The sequence below is a fragment of the Bradyrhizobium sp. WSM4872 genome (assembly GCF_055811715.1).
Map to the genome: position 1 here is coordinate 17,463 of NZ_JBVVPT010000050.1, position 17,644 is coordinate 35,106.

The 17,644-nt window shown below is 65.9% G+C and carries 17 protein-coding genes; 10 read left to right on the plus strand and 7 right to left on the minus strand.

Annotated elements, in window-relative coordinates; all coding sequences use genetic code 11:
* Nucleotides 1-8: 8 nt before the first annotated feature.
* The 3 genes from AC0L3C_RS35120 to AC0L3C_RS35130 all read right to left on the minus strand — a co-directional run bounded on the left by AC0L3C_RS35120 (nt 9) and on the right by AC0L3C_RS35130 (nt 4,816).
* Entirely contained in the window at nt 9-3,311 is a 3,303-nt protein-coding gene (locus AC0L3C_RS35120) for an acetyl-CoA carboxylase family protein (protein ID WP_473410301.1), read from the minus strand.
* A gap of 127 nt (nt 3,312-3,438) precedes the next feature.
* Entirely contained in the window at nt 3,439-4,113 is a 675-nt protein-coding gene (locus AC0L3C_RS35125) for an aspartate/glutamate racemase family protein (protein WP_473410302.1), read from the minus strand.
* 1 nt (nt 4,114) lies between these two features.
* Complete coding sequence (locus AC0L3C_RS35130) at nt 4,115-4,816, minus strand: GntR family transcriptional regulator (protein WP_473410303.1); 702 nt, start codon at nt 4,814-4,816, stop codon at nt 4,115-4,117.
* 268 nt (nt 4,817-5,084) lie between these two features.
* On the opposite strand from AC0L3C_RS35130, the gene AC0L3C_RS35135 reads away from it, so the two are divergent.
* From AC0L3C_RS35135 to AC0L3C_RS35155, 5 genes are read left to right on the plus strand one after another with little or no spacing between them, the layout of a single operon-like run.
* Entirely contained in the window at nt 5,085-6,209 is a 1,125-nt protein-coding gene (locus AC0L3C_RS35135) for an ABC transporter ATP-binding protein (protein WP_473410304.1), read from the plus strand.
* A gap of 1 nt (nt 6,210) precedes the next feature.
* Entirely contained in the window at nt 6,211-7,260 is a 1,050-nt protein-coding gene (locus AC0L3C_RS35140) for an ABC transporter substrate-binding protein (RefSeq protein WP_473282503.1), read from the plus strand.
* Nucleotides 7,261-8,118, plus strand: a complete 858-nt coding sequence (locus tag AC0L3C_RS35145) for an ABC transporter permease (RefSeq protein ID WP_473346976.1) — start codon at nt 7,261-7,263, stop codon at nt 8,116-8,118.
* A complete protein-coding gene (locus AC0L3C_RS35150) occupies nt 8,108-8,917 on the plus strand; it encodes an ABC transporter permease (RefSeq protein ID WP_473262703.1) in 810 nt (269 codons plus the stop codon). The genes AC0L3C_RS35145 and AC0L3C_RS35150 overlap by 11 nt, the downstream gene beginning before the upstream one ends.
* Nucleotides 8,918-8,919: 2 nt before the next feature.
* Entirely contained in the window at nt 8,920-9,819 is a 900-nt protein-coding gene (locus AC0L3C_RS35155) for a polysaccharide deacetylase family protein (RefSeq protein WP_473410305.1), read from the plus strand.
* Here the strand turns inward: AC0L3C_RS35155 and AC0L3C_RS35160 are convergent.
* Nucleotides 9,816-11,498: a methyl-accepting chemotaxis protein gene (locus tag AC0L3C_RS35160; RefSeq protein ID WP_473262701.1), complete on the minus strand. Its 1,683-nt coding sequence runs from the start codon at nt 11,496-11,498 to the stop codon at nt 9,816-9,818. The two genes, AC0L3C_RS35155 and AC0L3C_RS35160, sit on opposite strands and share 4 nt — an antisense overlap.
* A 114-nt stretch (nt 11,499-11,612) precedes the next feature.
* On the opposite strand from AC0L3C_RS35160, the gene AC0L3C_RS35165 reads away from it, so the two are divergent.
* Both AC0L3C_RS35165 and AC0L3C_RS35170 read left to right on the plus strand, forming a co-directional pair.
* Entirely contained in the window at nt 11,613-12,293 is a 681-nt protein-coding gene (locus tag AC0L3C_RS35165; protein WP_473262700.1) for a hypothetical protein, read from the plus strand.
* A gap of 12 nt (nt 12,294-12,305) precedes the next feature.
* Nucleotides 12,306-12,779 (plus strand): hypothetical protein, encoded by a 474-nt coding sequence (locus tag AC0L3C_RS35170; protein WP_473262699.1) that lies wholly within the window; start codon nt 12,306-12,308, stop codon nt 12,777-12,779.
* 3 nt (nt 12,780-12,782) lie between these two features.
* Here the strand turns inward: AC0L3C_RS35170 and AC0L3C_RS35175 are convergent, their stop codons facing one another.
* Nucleotides 12,783-13,382 (minus strand): TetR/AcrR family transcriptional regulator, encoded by a 600-nt coding sequence (locus AC0L3C_RS35175; protein ID WP_473410306.1) that lies wholly within the window; start codon nt 13,380-13,382, stop codon nt 12,783-12,785.
* Nucleotides 13,383-13,493: 111 nt separating this feature from the next.
* On the opposite strand from AC0L3C_RS35175, the gene AC0L3C_RS35180 reads away from it, so the two are divergent.
* From AC0L3C_RS35180 to AC0L3C_RS35190, 3 genes are all read left to right on the plus strand, one after another.
* Nucleotides 13,494-13,871, plus strand: coding sequence for a tautomerase family protein (locus AC0L3C_RS35180; RefSeq protein ID WP_473282515.1), 378 nt, complete (start codon nt 13,494-13,496; stop codon nt 13,869-13,871).
* Nucleotides 13,872-13,973: 102 nt separating this feature from the next.
* A complete protein-coding gene (locus tag AC0L3C_RS35185) occupies nt 13,974-14,345 on the plus strand; it encodes a hypothetical protein (RefSeq protein ID WP_473262696.1) in 372 nt (123 codons plus the stop codon).
* A gap of 1 nt (nt 14,346) precedes the next feature.
* Nucleotides 14,347-14,742, plus strand: a complete 396-nt coding sequence (locus AC0L3C_RS35190; RefSeq protein WP_473262695.1) for a GFA family protein — start codon at nt 14,347-14,349, stop codon at nt 14,740-14,742.
* 57 nt (nt 14,743-14,799) lie between these two features.
* Here the strand turns inward: AC0L3C_RS35190 and AC0L3C_RS35195 are convergent, their stop codons facing one another.
* Together AC0L3C_RS35195 and AC0L3C_RS35200 are read right to left on the minus strand one after the other, a co-directional pair.
* A complete protein-coding gene (locus tag AC0L3C_RS35195; RefSeq protein ID WP_473282519.1) occupies nt 14,800-15,729 on the minus strand; it encodes a CobW family GTP-binding protein in 930 nt (309 codons plus the stop codon).
* 3 nt (nt 15,730-15,732) lie between these two features.
* Complete coding sequence (locus AC0L3C_RS35200; RefSeq protein ID WP_473410307.1) at nt 15,733-17,223, minus strand: amidohydrolase family protein; 1,491 nt, start codon at nt 17,221-17,223, stop codon at nt 15,733-15,735.
* Nucleotides 17,224-17,644: the final 421 nt, after the last annotated feature.

The window sequence follows — 17,644 nt, forward strand, 5'->3', positions numbered from 1 at the left end:
CACCGCCCTCACCACGTATCGATGCACGGCCGCTTCTTCCCGGTCCGCGCCGGCGGCTTCGGCACCGACCGCAGGCCTGCCATGATCCACCGCCGCGTCTCGGAGGGGTCGATGACGTTGTCGATCTCGAACACGGAGGCGATCGAGACCGCCTTGCCGTTGGCATAGAGCTCGGCGACCTTGTTGCGATAATAAGTCTCGCGCTCGACGGGGTCGGCGATCGCCTCCATTTCCTTGCGGAAGCCGAGCCGGACGTAACCCTCCAGACCCATGCCGCCGAACTCGCCGGTCGGCCAGGCCGCGGTGAAGAACGAGGCGTGGAAGCCGCCGCCGATCATCGACTGCGCCCCGAGCCCATAGCCCTTGCGCAGGACGATGCCGAACAGCGGCACAGTCAGGCTCGCGCCTGTCACGAACATCCGCGAGACGTGGCGCACGATCGCGGTCTTCTCGGCTTCCGGGCCGACCATGAAGCCGGGCGTGTCGCACAGCGAGACGATCGGCAGATCGAAGGCGTCGCAGAGCTGGAGGAAGCGCGCGGCCTTATCGCCGGCATCGGCATCGATCGCACCGCCGAGATGGCGCGGATTGTTGGCGATCAGGCCGAACGGCTTGCCCTCGATGCGGATCAGCGCGGTGATCATGCCGACGCCGTAGTCGCGGCGCAGCTCCAGCACGGAGTCCTTGTCGGCGACGAGGTCGATCACGCTGCGGATGTCGTAGACGCGCAGGCGGTTCTCGGGGATCGCGCGACGCAGCAGGCGCTGGTCGGCGGCCTGCCACTCCGTCACCGCGCCTTGGAAATAAGACAGGTATTTTTGCGCAACGGACGTCGCCTCCTCCTCGTCCTCGACGAGGATGTCGATGACACCGTTCGGTGACTGAAACGACACCGGACCGACCTCGGCCGGGTGATAGACGCCGAGCCCGCCGCCCTCGATCATCGCGGGGCCGCCCATGCCGATCGAGGCGTTTTTGGTGGCGATGATCACATCGCAGCAGCCGAGCATCGCGGCATTGCCGGCGAAGCAATAGCCGGAGACTACGCCGACGACCGGCACGAGACCCGAGAGTCTCGCGAACTGCACGAAGGACGGACCATCGAGCCCGGTCATGCCGAGCCGGTCGGTATCGCCGGGCCGCCCGCCGCCGCCTTCGGCATAGAATACCAGCGGCACGCGCCAGTCTTCCGCGAGCGTCAGCATGCGGTCGATCTTCTTGTGGTTCATGTGGCCCTGCGTGCCCGCCAACACGGTGTAGTCGTAGGCCACGACGATGCAGCGCCCGCCTTCGGGACCGAACTTCCCGGCGTTGACGGTCGCGACGCCCATGACGAGGCCGTCGGCCGGCGTGTTCTTGACGAGATCGTCGAGCTTGCGCCGGCGCCGCTGCGCCGCGATCGCAAGGCTGCCGTACTCCATGAACGAGCCGTCGTCGACGAGCTGCGCGACATTTTCGCGCGCGGTGCGCTGATTGGTGTTGCGGCGGCGCTCGACCGAGGCAGGGCGATTTTCGTCGAGCGTATTGGCCTGGCGGGCGATCAGTTCGGCGAGATCGGGACGGATGTGGTCGAGATCGATATCCGCTTCCGTGGCCGACGCATCGGCCGCAACCTCGAGCGGCTCCAGATACATGATCGGCTCGCCATGCATCAGCGTAACACCGTCGCCTGCGACGAGCTTCATGACGCGACCGCCCTGCTCGGCCATGACCAGATGCTCCATTTTCATGGATTCGATCACGGCGAGCTGCTGGCCCGGGCGTACAATCTCGCCTTCCTTCACCTGAACAGTGACGATGGTACCTTGCAGGGGTGCAGCGACCATTACCGTGCCTTCGGGCACAATCTGTGCCGTATGCGCCTCTGTTCCGGGGCCGCCGGTTCGCTCGGTCGCCGCGAAATAGAGTGGTTTGGCCGCGCCATCCGCGGCTTCGACGAGCTTCGCGATATTGCGATCGATGAAGCCGGTCGCGATGCGGTTGGACCTGAAGTCGGGATGCGCCAGCACGGCCTGGAGAAAGGCGATGTTGGTGATGACGCCGTCGATCCGAAACTCGCGCAAGGCGCGCGAAGCCTTGGCAACGACCTCGTGCCAGGCTTCACCGGGCGTATGCACGATGACCTTTGCCAGCAGCGAGTCGAAGGCGGCGCTGGTCTTGTAGCCGGCATAACCGAAACTATCGACACGGACGCCGGGACCTGACGGCGGCTCGAACACGGCAAGCACGCCGCCGGTCGGGTGCGTCGCCCCCAGCTCGTCCAGCGTCTCCATGTTGACACGGAGCTGCATGGCGTAGCCACGCGGTTTCGGGATCGAGCCTTGCGCCAGGCCGAGCGAGGCAAGCGAGGCGCCGGCGGCAACCGCGAGCTGGGCGCGGACGAGATCGAGGCCGAGCACCTCTTCCGTCACGGTGTGCTCGACCTGAAGCCGCGGGTTGGCCTCGATGAAGGCAAAACTGTCTTCAGTGCCGTCAACCAGGAACTCGAACGTGCCGAGATTGTCGTAGGACGCGGCCACCGCGAGTTGCTTCGCCGCCTCGATGATACGCTCGCGCAGGCCATCGCCGAGCGACGGGCTCGGCGCCACCTCGATCAGCTTCTGGTGCCTGCGCTGAATGGTGCATTCGCGTTCCCAGAGGTGGGAGATCGCGCCGTGGCGGTCGCCGATGATCTGCACCTCGATATGGCGCGCCTGCCGGATCAACCGCTCTGCATAGACGCCGTCGAAGCCGAACGCGGCCTTGGCCTCGGACTGGCAGCGCGCATAGGCCTCCGCGAGATCGGATGCATTCTCCACCACGCGCATGCCGCGGCCGCCACCGCCGGCCATCGCCTTGATCACGACCGCCGCGTTGCTGCCAAGCGAGGTGAAGAACGCCGCGATGTCCTCCAGCGAGGACGGCCCGCTGGTGCCGGCGATGATCGGCACGCCGCAGCGCTTTGCCAGTTGCCGCGCCGCGACCTTATCGCCGAACAGTTCGAGCGCCGCGGCCTTGGGCCCGACGAAGGCAAGGCCCGCGTCCGCGCAGGCCTTGGCGAACGCAGCGTTCTCGCTGAGGAAGCCGTAGCCGGGGTGCACGGCGTCGCAGCCTGCGCTCCTCGCCGCCTTCACCACCGCCTCGATGTCGAGATAGGCCCGCGCGCCGCGGCCGGGGATTTCCGCCGCCTCGTCGGCAAGGCGCACATGCAGCGACAGCGCGTCGTCGGCGGGATGGATCGCGACCGTCGCGAGGCCCGCGTCTGCCGCCGCACGCGCGATGCGGATGGCGATCTCGCCGCGATTGGCGATCAGGAGCTTTTTGAACGACATGCAGCGTCTCCATGCCCGCGCACCCAAACGCGGGTCGGCAGGACCGATCGTTCTGCTTCGTCACTTTAACCGAGGCCGTCAAGGGCAAGAACGCCGGTCGCGAGGATCGTTCCCGCGGGCCGGAATTTCAGTCGGTCGCGCGCGCCGTGATGAGGCGAATAATCCGCGCCACGGCAGACGGGATCGGCGCGATGATCGGCACGGTGAACATCGGCTGAAGCTCGCGCGCGGCTTCGCCCAACGGCCCGCCGCCGATGATGACGGCCTCCGCGCCATCCTGCGCGATGCAGGCCTCGACCGCCCCGGCGAGTGCTGCGCACAATCGCGCCGGATCGCGCATCAGGTCTTGCGGATCGCCCTCCGCGAAGCGCGCGCCGGTGTAATAGGATCGCAACCCCAGCGCATCCGGCAAGGCGTCGATCTTCGCTGCCAGCAGCGGCGTCGTGGTCGCCACGCCGAAGCGGCGACTGTTCTCGGCAGCTGCGAGCATCGAGGACTCGCCGATGCCGGCCGCGGGCAGTTTCATTGCGGCCTTGATCCCGGCCAATCCGGGATCGCCGAACGCCGCGACGATGATACCGTCGCATGGATGCCGGTTCGACTGCGCGATCTCCAGAACTTCGGCGGAAGCTGCATCCAACGCATCCGGCATCACGATCATTTGCGGCGCACGCGTTGCGGTCGCGCCGTCGATGTCGACGTCGAAGCGGTCGACGGCGGCCGACCTCGCGATAGCGATCATCATCTCAGTGGTCGCCACGGAACTGTTCGGATTGATCAGGAGAATGCGGCGGCCGGCCATGCTATTCGCCTGCCCGCGCGCGCGCGCCGATCTCCTGGAAGATCGCGGTGAGCTCGTCGACCTCGTCCTTGTCCTCTCGCGGCGTGATACGCTTTTCCATCTCCTCGATGTGGTGGCGCATGGCATGGATCGCCCCGGCCTTGTCCTTTGCCAGGATCAGCGCCCCGATGTCGGGGTGCGCGTCGGGCGAACAATCCGGCTCGCCCGGCTCCTCGAAGGTCGCGATCGCCAGCGAGGTCCGCAGCATCAATTCGCGCGACATGTCCAGCAGCACCTGGTTGCCCGCAAGCTTGGCGACCAGGACGTGGAATTCCGCCGTGAGCGACAGCGAGGCCCAGCGGTCGTTGCGGTCGTGCTTGGCCTCGAGCTCCATATGCGATTTCAGCGCGGCCTTGCCTGACTTGTCCAGCCGGTCGATCGCCGCGGCGACGGTCGCTGTCTCGATGAGGCGCCGCACGGCGAAGATGTCCTGGGCTTCCTCCCAACTCGGCCGATACACGAAGGCGCCGCGGTTGGGGATCTGCATCACCACCTTGCGCGAGGCGAGATGGGACAGTGCCTGGCGGATGTGAATCCGTGTGGTGCCGAACGCAGCCGCGAGCTTGTCCTCGCCGAGCTTGGCACCGGGCTTCAGCCGTTTCTGGCTGATCGCGGTCAGGATGCCCTGCACCACCGGATCGTCGTCGATGCTGCGGAGATCCATCGCGTCAGGCTCCGGACGCTTCGGCTCGGAGCGCTTCGGCTTGCTCTTGAGGGGACGGCTTCGCTTCATGCGTCGGTTTTACAGGATTCTGGAATGTTGCCGCAGCCCATTTTTTGTACAAACCGGAACTATTACTGTTTACAATATAGTCAGTATATTGGCGCCAATTTTTGGCGCTAAGATTATCACAACGCCTGCAACGCCTTAGCGAACGGACCGCGCTGGCACGACGATTGCTAACCTATCCTCGCGCAGGACAACGGGAAGGATGGAGCTGGCGTTGAGCGACGTACGCGGACATTCGCTGGATCTCAAGGGCATAGGCCACGCTTTCGGCGCGACGGTTGCGCTGGACGAGATCAGCCTCACCGCTGCAGCCGGTGAGCTGATCGCGCTGCTCGGCCCCTCCGGCTGCGGCAAGACCACCATGCTCCAGATCATCGCGGGATTCCTTCGTCCGTCCAAGGGCGAGGTCCGCTTCGACGGTGCGCGGGTGGAGCACATCCCCGCCAACCGCCGCCGCATCGGCATGGTGTTCCAGAACTATGCCCTGTTTCCGCATCTCACCGTGTTCGAGAACGTCGCGTACGGATTGCGGGCGCGCAAGACACCGAACGTGGCGGTCGCAGCCAAGGTCGAGCAGATGCTGGGCCTTGCGCAGATGATATCGTACGCGCGAAGGCTTCCGGGAGAGCTGTCCGGCGGACAGCAGCAGCGCGTGGCGCTGGCGCGTGCGCTTGCGATCGATCCGGGCCTCGTGCTGCTCGACGAGCCGTTCTCCGCACTCGACAAGAATTTGCGCCTCGACATGCAGATCGAGATCAAGAGCCTGCTCAAGACCTTTGGCGTCACGTCCATCATCGTCACGCACGACCAGGAGGAGGCACTGTCGATGGCCGACCGCATCGTCGTGCTCAACAACGGACGCATCGAACAGATCGACAGCCCCGACGCACTCTACGACCGCCCGGCAAGCCTGTTCATCTCGAGCTTCATCGGCCACACCAATCTCTTGCGCGGCACCGTCACCGAGACGGATCGCGTGCAGCTGGACTCAGGGCCCGAGATCGACCTCGGCCGTTCCGCGCAGCGCCGACGCGGCACCCCGGTGACGATCTCGGTCCGGCCGGAGAACATCGCGTTCGGCGCGGCGGAACAACCCGGCGCCATTCCCATCACGATCCGCGCCACCGTGCCGCTCGGCGCCGTCAGCGTCACCGAAGGCATCACTGCGAGCGGTGAGGCCGTGAAGATCAGCCAGGCCCGCGCGGCCGGCATCGCGAAAGTGCAGACAGGATCGACCGCCTGGCTCGCCATATCCGACGTCTCGCGCGTCAGCATTTTCAGCACGCCGGTCGACGGCGTCCCAACCGATCAGCAAAGGAGTGCTTGACATGAGTCTATCCCGGAGATCGCTGCTCGCCTCAGGTTCGGCCGCTCTTGCGGCGGCAAGCTGGGGATGGCCGACAACGTCGCGCGCCGCCTCCTCGATCGTGGCCACGACCTATCCGGGCAGCTTTGACGAAGCCTTCCGCTCGGTGGTCGGGCCCGCTTTCAAGAAAGCCAGCGACAGCAGCGTCACCTTCACGCCGCTGCTCGGCGTCGACCAGATCGGCAAGATCCAGGCCTCGCGCAACGCGCCGCCTTTCGACGTGGTACTGTTCGACGAGGGGCCGCTGATCCCCGCGATTGCGAGCGGCGTCCTGGAAAAATTCCCGGTCGAGCAGTCGAAATCCTTTGCCGACGTTCCAAGCGCATTCCGTCATCCTGACGGTTACGCGCCGGTCATCACCTGTCAGCTGATCGGCATCGCCTACAACCCGAAGAAGATCACGACGCCGCCGACCTCGTGGGAGGATCTGTGGAAGCCGGAATACAAGGGGCGCGTCGGCATCACCGGGCTCGGCTCGAGCCTCGGCACCGCCTTCATGGTCGAGATCGCGAAGCTCAACGGCGGCTCCGAAACCAACATCGAGCCGGCCTTCGAGGCCATCAAGAAGCTGCTGCCGAATGTCGGCGCGATCGCGGCTTCGCCCGGCGCACTGGCTGCGCTGTTCCAGCAGGGCGAGATCGATATCGCCTTCAATTTCTGGAACAACGTGGCGTTGCTCGCCGCCAAGGGCGTCGACATCGCCTTCGCCAAACCGAAGTCCGGCGCGGTCGTGATCCGCACCAGCGCGCAGATCGTGAAGAACAATCAGGACCCCAAGGCGGTACTGGACTATCTCGACACGGTGATGTCGGTCGAGACGCAGAAGGGGCTGGAAGCTTCGCCCTGGGTGATGATGCCCACTAACGGCAAGGTGCCGCTGACCGGCGCAAACCTCACCGTTGCCAAGAGCGTCGACGACCTCGTCGCCAGCAATGTGCTGCTCGACTGGACCAAATTCCAGGCGCAGCGCGGCGAATGGATCACCCGCTTCAGCAAGGAAGTGAAGATCTAGATGGCACCGGCCGGCACGAGCGCATCAAGACAGCTGCTGCCGGTGGCTCCGCTGGCAGTGCTGTTTCTTGCAGCCTTCGTGCTGCCGCTGGCCGCGCTTGTGCTGGTCAGCCTGTTCCGCGATCCACAATTCTCGGGCCTGTCGCTGGTCCAATATCTTCGTTTCCTGTCCGACCCGTTCAGCCTCAGGGTGCTGACGGACACGCTGTGGCTCGGCGCCGAGGTCGCGCTGGCGGCGCTGGTCCTCGCCTATCCGCTCGCGCTGGTCTACGTCGCGAGCGGCGCGTTCATGCGCACGCTGATCACCTTCCTGATCATGCTGCCGCTCCTGACCAGCACGGTGGTGCGCACCTTTGCCTGGATCGTCATCCTCGGCCGCGACGGCATCATCAACTCGGCGATGCTGTCACTCGGGTTCTGGCAGGCGCCGGCCCGGCTGCTCTACACCTGGGAGGGCATGGTTCTGGCGCTGACCCAAATCCAGCTTCCCTTGATGGCTCTGCCTGTCATCAACAGCCTGCTGCGGCTCGACGGCAATCTGACACGGGCGGCGGAAGGGCTTGGCGCGAGTCGCGCGCGCATTTTCATCACGGTCATCCTGCCGCTGACGCTGCCGGGCGCGATTGCCGGCTGGCTCCTCGTCTTCGCGGCGGCAGCGACCGCCTTCATCACCCAGACGCTGGTCGGCGGCGGACGCATCATCCTGATGCCGTCTTATATCTACCAGCAGGCGGTCGGCGTGCAGGACTGGCCGTTCTCGGCCGCGCTGTCGCTGATCTTCACGCTGGCCGTGACCGGCATCGTCTTCGCCATCGGCGCGCTGTCCCGCCGCTACGTGCGAGGCGTCGATGCAGCGTAGCCTCGTCGACCGCGCCTATTCCGCCGTCGTCGGAACGATCACTGGCTTCGGCATGCTGCTGCTGCTAGCGCCGACGCTGGTCGTCGTCATCATTTCCTTCACCGGCGGCATCACGCTGAGGTTTCCGCCGCCGAGCTGGTCGCTGCGCTGGTATGTCGAGCTGCTGCAATCGCAGGAAATCATCGAGCCTGCGCTGACCAGTCTCAAGGTCGCGGCGGCGGCGACGATCCTCTCCGCGGTGCTGGGCGGCGCAGCAGCGCTTGGGCTCGCGCGCAGCCGGCTGAAGATCGCGCGCGCACTCGATGCGCTGTTCATGTCACCGATGGTGCTACCTGCCATGGCCTTCGGCCTGTCGCTGCTGCTGGTCTTCAATCTGCTCGGCATCCGCCTGTCGGCGGCGACGCTGGTGCTCGGCCACACCATCATCTGCGTGCCCTTCGTGATCCGGATGGTCGGGGCGTCAGTGCAGCAGCTCAATCCGGTGCTGATCACCTGCTCGCTCAGCCTTGGCGCCAGCCACTGGTACACCTTCCGCCGCGTCACGCTGCCGCTGATCCGCCGCGGCATCGTGGCGAGCTGCTTTGTGGCGTTCCTGACCTCGTTCGACAATGTTCCGGTGTCGCTGTTCTTGGCCGACGCACGCACCGAAGTGCTACCGATCAAGCTCTGGGCGATCCTCGAAGGCAGCCTCGATGTGCGCGTCGCCGCCGTCTCCGGCGTCATCGTACTCGTGACATTGGCCGGTCTCGTCTGTGCGGAAATCTTCGGCGGCATCAGCCGTCAGATCGGGAACCGCTGACCATGCCCATCGAACGCGACCTTCGCGGATATGGCCGGGCACGCCCCGATGTCGTCTGGCCCAACGGCGCCCGTGTCGCGGTGTCGCTGGTGGTGAATTTCGAGGAAGGCGCCGAGCTCGCCGTGGAGCAGGGCGACGCGGAAACGGAACGTTACGGGGAGGTCGCCTCGACATCGCCGCCAGGCGTTCGCGATCTCGTGCAGGAGCAGGTGTTCGACTACGGCATGCGCGTGGGCTTGTGGCGCTTTCTCGACGCCTTCACGGATGCCAATGTCCGGTCAACCTTCATGATGTGCGGCCGTGCCGTCGAGCGCGTGCCGGACCTTGCGCGTGCCGCGGTCGAAGCCGGGCACGAGCCCGCGGTGCACGGCTGGCGCTGGCTGCCGCACGCGCTCTATGGCGATGCCGAGACCGAGCGGCGCGACATCGAGAAGACGCGCGACGTCATTACGCGTGCGACCGGCGTCACACCAGTCGGCTTCATGACGCGCGGCAGCCAGAGCGCCTGGACGCGTGATATCCTGATCGAACTCGGCTTCGCCTACGATTCCAATGCACTCGATGACGACCTGCCCTATTGGAGCGGGTCACCAAAGGGATCGATGCTGATCCTGCCCTACGGCTTCGACACCAACGATATGAAGTTCTTCCACCCCAACGGCTTTGTGCAGCCGGAGGATTTTCCAAACTATGTCAGCGCCGCGCTCGCGACGCTGACCGAGGAAGCCGAACGCGGCCGCTCCGCGATGCTGTCGATCGGCCTTCACCTGCGCATTTGCGGCCGGCCGGCGCGCTTCAGTGCCGTGAAGGTCATTCTCGCCGAGCTTGCGCGGCTCGATGGTCGGGTCTGGGTCGCGACACGCGCCGACATCGCGGCGCATTTTCGTGCGGTCGCGCGCTAGGCCGCCCGCACCCCCGCAACGAAAGCGCTGACCTCGTCTTCCAGCGATTGCAGCTTCTGCGACAGCCGGCCGCTCGATTGCAGCACCAGGCCGGCGGCCTGGCCGGTCTCCGCAGTCGCATCCGTCACACCCGAGATGTTCTGCGAAACCTGGTCGGTGCCGGAGGCGGCCTCGCGTACGCTGTGAGCGATCGCCGCGGTCGCGGCGCCCTGCTCCTCGACCGCTGCGGCGATCGACGAGGAGATCTCGTTGACCTCCATGATGGTGCTGCGGATGCTCTCGATGTTGCCGACGACCTGGTTGGTCTCGGCCTGGATCGCGGTAATCTGCGCGCCGATCTCGTCGGTCGCCTTCGCGGTCTGGCTCGCCAGCGACTTCACTTCGCTTGCCACCACCGCGAAGCCCTTACCGGCCTCGCCGGCGCGCGCCGCCTCGATGGTGGCGTTGAGCGCGAGCAGATTGGTCTGCGAGGCGATCTGGTTGATGAGGTCGATGACCTCGCCGATCTTGTGCGCGGCCGCCGCCAGCCCCTGCACGGTGTCGTTGGTGCGCTGACCGTCGGCAGCGGCCTTGTCGGCCACGGTTGCAGCCTGCGCGACGCGCTGGCTGATCTCGGTGATCGAGGACGACAGCTGCGCGGCGGCGGAGGCCACCGTCTGCACGTTGCTCGAAGCCTGCTGGCAGGCGGTGGCGACGAAGCTCGCGCGGTCGGTCGCCTTGTTGGCGGTCTCGGACATGCCCTGCGCGGCCTGCTGCATCGCGCGCGCCTCGTTGAAGACGTCGCGGACGACGGCCTGAACGTTCGCCTCGAACTTGCCGGCGAGATCGGTCATCGTCTTGCGCTTCTCCTCGTCGGCCTTCTGCTTCGTCTCCTGCTGTTCGGCATGCATCCGGCCGACCGCCGACGCATTGTCCTTGAACACGGCGAGCGCCTTGGCGAGCCCGCCGATCTCGTCGCGACGATCGGTATGGGGCACGTCGAACGCGCTGTCGCCGGCCGCGAGGCGATCGGTCAGCGCGGTGATCTTCGCCAGCGGCCGGGTCACGCTGCGGCCGATCACGAAGGAGGCGCCGAGCACGAGCACGAACACGACCAGGCACACCACGGCGAAGGTCATCGCATTCTGGCGGAAGACGGCATCGACGTCGTCGAGATAGATACCGGTGCCGATGATCCAGCCCCAGGGCGCAAAGCCCTTCACATAGGAGATTTTTCCGACCGGCTGGTCGAAGCCGGGCTTCGGCCAGAGGTAGCTGTAGAAGCCCGCGCCCTGCTTCTTGACGACGTCGACGAAGCCGACGAACAGCGCGTTGCCGGACGGATCCTTCATCCCGGCGAGATCCTTGCCGTCGAGCTCGGGCTTGATCGGGTGCATGACCATCTTGGGGGTCATGTCGTTCAGCCAGAAATACTCGACCTTGTCGTAGCGCAGGCTTTTGATCTCGGCGATCGCGCCGGCCTGGGCCTGCTCGCGTGGGAGTTTTCCCTCGCTTTCGAGCTTCTGGTAGTGCGCCAGAATGCCGTAGCCGACATCGACCATGTGCTGCGTCTTGGCCTCACGGTCCGCGATCATCTGCGCGCGCAGGGTCGAGAGCGCGATCGGCGCCAGCGCGATCATGCCGAGAAGGCTGATGCCGACAATCAGAACCAGCTTGAAACTGATGCGGGAGAAAAACATCGGTGCTCGCAAGAATTGGAAGGGCTGATATGCCAGTTTATCCCGCTTCCCTTAGCAAAGCTTTAAGCATTCGGGTTCCCCAACCCCCGCAGGATTCCGTAGGATCCTACCGGCATGCCGCGGACGGCCTCGCAGGTTCACGACGCCGGCTGCATCCAAGATGCGAACTCTTCAAAACTAGAAGACCTCGACATCGCCCCTCCGAGCGTTGACTTGCAGGGGGCTCTGACGGAACGATCGGCGCAGATCATGAGCGCCAGCCGGGCATGGGCGCAGCCGGAGGCCAGAGGCTCAATGCATCAATCAACATCGACAGGATCCCTCGACCTTCCGGCGCTGAGCGCAGCGGAGCGGCTCTTCATTTGGGGATTTCGGGCCAAGGCCCGCAGCGGAAGCGCTGTTCCGACCTCGGCCGATATCCAGCAAGTCTACGACCACTTTCGCGTGGGCGACGCCGTGCCTTCGCTGGAATCCATCATCGAGATCTTTGCCTGCACGGCGCATACGGCCATCGCGGTGCACTGCCCGACCTGCCCGCGCATGTCCGACAGCGAGCACGGCATATTGCGAGCAATCGTCGCCGCGCAGCAAGAGCGCGACGATATCGCGCGCGAGCAGTTCGAATGCTGGCTGCCGCCTGTCGGCGCCGATTGGGCTCTCGCACCCGTGCGGGGGCTTGCAACGATCTTCCGCATGGCGGGTCTCATCCTGCCCGCCCGGCACGTTCCGTCTCTCGCCCATGACCGGACGATGGCGATGAAGAGCTGGCTGGTCGGAAGCCCCACGTTGCACTGACCGGGATCGCACATGATGCATGATAGTTCCGGCTTTGTGCCCGTCACGGAAGCCGGCCAGGCGCGGCTCTGTCCGCTCCGGGCCGCGCTTGCGACGCGGCCTGACGTCGAGAGCTACGATGATTTTGGCCGCGTCACGCTCTCGCTGTTCCGGTTCATCGCTGCCGCCTATGCGACCGGCGCGTCCGATTGCTGGGAGGCCGCCTATCGCCTTGCCGACGAGGCGCCTGGCATCGCCGATAGCCCGCTGCTGGTCGCACGCGTTGCCGCGCTCGTCAGAATCCTGCGTAGCGGCCGGCCCTGCCAATTGTGCTTCATGCCGCCATCGTGCCGGCGCCTGTCGAAGGACGAGGCGGAATTGATGCGGCTGCTGGCGGTGGCGCGCGGCAGCCAGGCGGGTGAGCTCGAATCCGCCGTCTGCCAGTTTGTCGGCAGCGAGAACGAGACCGTGACGACGCGGGCGGTCAACGCGCTCGCGGTCTGCTGACACCTAGCCGCCCTTCTTGCCGAGCACGAGATCGATGGTGTGGGACGCGATCTTGCGGAGCTGAGGCTCGTCGCCGAAGGCACGTTCGAGCACGGCGAGGCCGCGCGTCACCGTGATGATGTGCAGCGCTGCGGCCGCGGAATTGCCGTTGAATTCACCGCGCGCCGCACCCGCCGACAAGGTCTCCTGAACCAGAACGGTGATGCGCGAGATGAGGTTCGCGAAGGCATGCCGCGCCTCCTCGTCCAGCCCCTCGCCTTCGGCCGCGCCGAGCTCCATCAAGCCGCGCGTGGTCGGACATCCGCGCGGCGGCGAGCCGGAGCGGAAATTTGTGATGGTCAGGTCGAAGAACGCGGTGAGGCGCTTTCGCAAGCTGCCCGCGGCGAGCGCCTTTTGCAGCGCAAGGAAATAATCGCCCGCGTAGCGCTCAAAGGCCTGGAGGAACAGCGCCTCCTTGCTGCCGAACGCATTGTAGAGGCTGCCGCGCTGGACACCGGCGTCGCGCGCGATGTCCGACAGCGAGGTGCCGCGGACGCCCTTGCGCCAGAACTGGTCGAATGCGATCCGCAGGACGTCGTCGTGGTCGAACTCGCGCGGCCTCAAGCTTTGCTCCCGTCAGGCTGTATTTGACACTCTGTCAACAACATGATTTCTTGACGCGGTGTTAAAAACAAGCTGGGGCTAATGCGCCCTTTCGTCAACGAGGAATTCGCGATGCCTCTCCTCCACATCTCGATGCGCGCCGGAAAACCGGAAGCCTACCGGCAGGCGATCCTCGACGGCCTCTATCGCGCCATGCGCGAGACCCTGAACGTCCCCGAAGGCGATGAGTTCATGACCATCAGCGAGCTTTCGCCCGCGAACTTCCGCTGCGGCAATGCCTACGGCGTCACGCGCAGCGACGACGCCGTGCTGATCCAGATCACCGTGTTCGCCTCGCGCACCCCCGAGGAAAAAAAGGCGCTGTACCGCCGGATTGCGGACGTTCTCGGCGAGAACCCGGGCATCCGGCCCGAGGACGTGTTCGTGAACGTACTCGACGCGCCGGCGGCGAACTGGTCCGTTGGAAACGGCATCGCACAATTCGCTTGAGTTTGCCGAAACTGCTGACGCCCTCTTGAGAATTGCCGGCCGGAGGGGTCTGATGGGCTGCGGAGTACACCTCCTCCAAGCCGAACCGGGGACGTGAGCGGCATGACCATGTCGGTGGAGCAATTGTGGAGCCTGCCGGAGACCGCGCTGATCGGTGCCTACGCGGAGGCGCGGCGGCGCTACGCGGAAAAGAAGTTCGAGCGTGACACCCAGCGGGCGCGGCTCGAATGGATGCGCGCCAAGCTGTTCGTCAACACGCAAGGCAGCGTCACCGAGCGCAAGATGGCGGTCGACGTCTCCGAGGAACTGGCGCGCAAGGGCCAGGAGATGCGCGAGATGACGCGCGATCTCGACATGCTGAAGATCGAGGTCGACGTGATCGACACCATGATTCGGCTGCGCGGCGCGCACGGCGCTCCACCGGTTCACGCCGACGAAACCGCCGAGAAGCCGACCGAGCCGGAGGGGGAGTGAGATGGCCGCATTTCGGGGAAGCTGCCTGTGCGGCGAGGTCGCGTTCGAGGTCGAGGGGCCGTTCGATCGATTCCTCAACTGCCATTGCTCACGCTGCCGCAAGGCAACCGGAGCCGCGCATGCCTGCGAGGTGATCGTGACGGCGGGGGCGCTGCGCTGGCTGCACGGAGAAACATCCGTCGCGCGCTTCGATCTGCCCAATGCACGAAGCTTCGCGACGGCGTTCTGCAGGACCTGCGGCAGCCCGATGCCGCATCTGACGCGCAGCGGACGCGAAGCGATCATCCACGCCGGCGCGTTCGACGAGCCGCTGGGGGCGACGCCCGACCGGCATGCCCAGTGGACCTCACGCGCAGACTGGTATGTGCACGGCGACGGATTGCCGGTAGAGAACTGAGGCAACGCGCGGTCAGGTGTTGCGCGATTAGACCTGACATGCCTCGCTCGAAGCAGGCTATCCACCGGCAACGCACGTCTCCATGATCCCGTCGAGTTCGGCCTTCGAGAGCACCCCGAGCTCGGCGATGAAGACGATCCGCGCACGCGGCACGCCCGGCGTCGGCAGTTCGCCAGGCGCCAGCGTGGCGCGGCCGGCGGCGAAATGAAACACCATCTGGCGCCCGGGCTGCTCGACGGTCTCGAACAGGCCTTTGGCCCGCGCGAGTTTTGGCGCGAGCCGGCCGATCGCCTGCTGCAGGCGGGGCAGCGAGATCGGCCGGTCCGAGGTCCAGCTCAGCGTTTCGAAGCGTTGCTCTGCCGGACGTTTCGGTCCGGGCTCGCGTAGCGGCGGCGCGCGGTCGACGGTTGCGGGAAACAGCAGGGCGGACGGAATCTCGCCGTGCTGCGCATCGACCACCACGGCAGGAACGCGCTGCGCGCGGATGGCCTCGCGCATCCGCCCGCTCGCGCCCTCCTCCGCCAGATCCAGCTTGCTCAGAGCCACGATGTCGGCGACCCTCAATTGCGAACGATGCAGCGCATCGTCGAGAGCGGTCGGCGGTGTCGCCGCGTCCATCACGCAGAGCACCGTCTCCAGCGGCGCCTCGCGCAGGATCACGGGATCCATCAAGTTACGCACGATCTCGGCGGGATCGGCGACGCCGCTGGTCTCGATGACGATGTATTCCGGCTTCGGATCACGCCGCAGCAGCGTCGCGAGCGTGCGCAGAAGGTCGCCTTCGAGCGAGCAGCAGATGCAGCCATTGGCGAGGCTGACCACGCCGTCGCTCGCGCCCGCGATCAGCTCGGCATCGATGTTGATCGCGCCGAAATCGTTGACCACAGCGGCGATCCGCCGCCCCTCCGCATGCGCTAGCAGATGGTTGACGACCGTGGTCTTGCCGGCCCCCAGAAAGCCCGTCACCAGGAGAATGGGGACCGGCATGTCTCAACCCCCGACGACGGGACGGCGCACGGGACGACCGGGGCGCGCCGCTACGTCCAGCACGCCATCGCTGATCAATGGCTGGCCGCTGACGATCAGATGCCGCACGCCTTCGGAGGGGCGGTTCATCGCCGTGAAGGTCGCGCGGTCCGAGAGCTTCTCGTAGTCGAACACGACGATGTCGGCGTCGGCGTCCTTGGCGAGCCTGCCCTTGGCGCGCATCGCGGGCGTGCTTTGCGACAGGATCTCCGCCGGAATCAGCGCGCATTTTCGCACGCCTTCGAGCAGCGACACTGTCTTGCGCTCGCGCACCCATTCGCGGATGAATTTCGTGAAGCAGCCCGCCGAGCGCGGATGCGAGGTGGCGTCGTCCGGCAGTGGCCAGGCGTCGCCGGTGTAGGTCTTGCCGTCCGACGTCGTCCACGGCATCGCGTCGGACGCGATCGCACCGCCGGGATAGAGCACCGACATGTCGAGCAGGTCGCGGTGATGCGCATTGTTCTCGGTGTCGAGGATGTGCCACAGCACCAGCGACGACGGCTCTTCAGCCTGCGCCTTCAAGAGCTCCTCGCGATCGCTGAAGCGATGGCCGTCGGTGACCCGCTGCACGGAATCGTAACCGGTGCCGTTGCGCTCGACGAATTCCGGGTCGCTGAAGAAGGCAGCCGCCAGCACGGTCGAGCCGGTGCCGTAGGGATAGGCCTCGACCGTGATGGGCAGGCCCTGCGCCTGCGCTTTCGCGATCAGCACGCGGCAGCGCTCGACGTCGGTCTTGCTCGACGAGTTGAAATGGCAGATGTGCATGTGCGCGCCGGTGGCTCCGGCATAGCCGATCAGGCGGATATAGGCCTCCGCCGCGCTCTCGGGGTCGACACGCGACATGTAGGCGACGTGGGTGAAGGTCGGCACGTCCTGCGCGGCCGCGAGCTGGCAGACCGCGGTCAGCTCCTGCACGCCGGCACCCGGCGCATAGGCGTTCAAGATGCCGACGCCGATGCCGCCCTCGTTCAGGCCGCGCGAAAGGCGCTCCAGAATGCCGGCGACCTCCGCATCGCTCGCCACGTTGTCCATCCAGCGGCGATCGCGCATCGCGTTGCCGAACGCCTCCAGCGAGCTCTCCGCATTGGAGCCCGTCATCGCGCCGATGCGCGCGAAAGCCCAGTTGGTGGCCGCGCCGTAGTTCAGCACGCGTCCCTTCCGCGCCTGGCGCTCATACCAGGAACCGACCGGCAGCACGCCGGCTTCAAGATCGAGCGTCGTCGTGACGCCGTCAAACGCCTGCATGCGATCGGCGGGGAGCGACTGGCCATGCGCATGAAGGTCGATGAAGCCGGGCGCGACCACGAGCCCGGTCGCGTCGATCACTCGCTCGGCTCCGCCGAGCGAGGCGCCGACCGCGGCGACCTTGCCGTCCACCACCGCCACATCACCGATGGCATCCATTCCGCTGGCGGGATCCACCACCCGACCGCCAGAGATCACCAGACCGCTCATATCGTCACTCCCTCACGCTGAACTCGCATCAAGGCAGATTCCGCGAGGGACGACCACCTCCACCGATGCCGACGCATCATGCTCGCAAAGGAGGCTCGAAAGGCAGGCTCGAAAAGGGGGGCAATTTACATGCGGGTCGCGGACACGCGCTCGCAGTCTCGCGGCAGGTTTGCCCGAGCTATGCTTCTCGCTTCACGCCCTCGAAGAAAGGGCGCAGGGAAGACCGGGCGCCGGCTGGCACCCATAAAAACCCCCATGCGAACTGATTGCACACGCAATGCACAGGGGAGACACAGGGCAGCCGAGACCAGGCCTTCCCTGCGCGATGGTTTGACGGCCTATGCCGCGCTCTTGTGTCCAGAAAATCTGACAAGATGTGCAAACGGGCGGTTCTCGCAAAACCGCCCGTCGCTGGATCTGA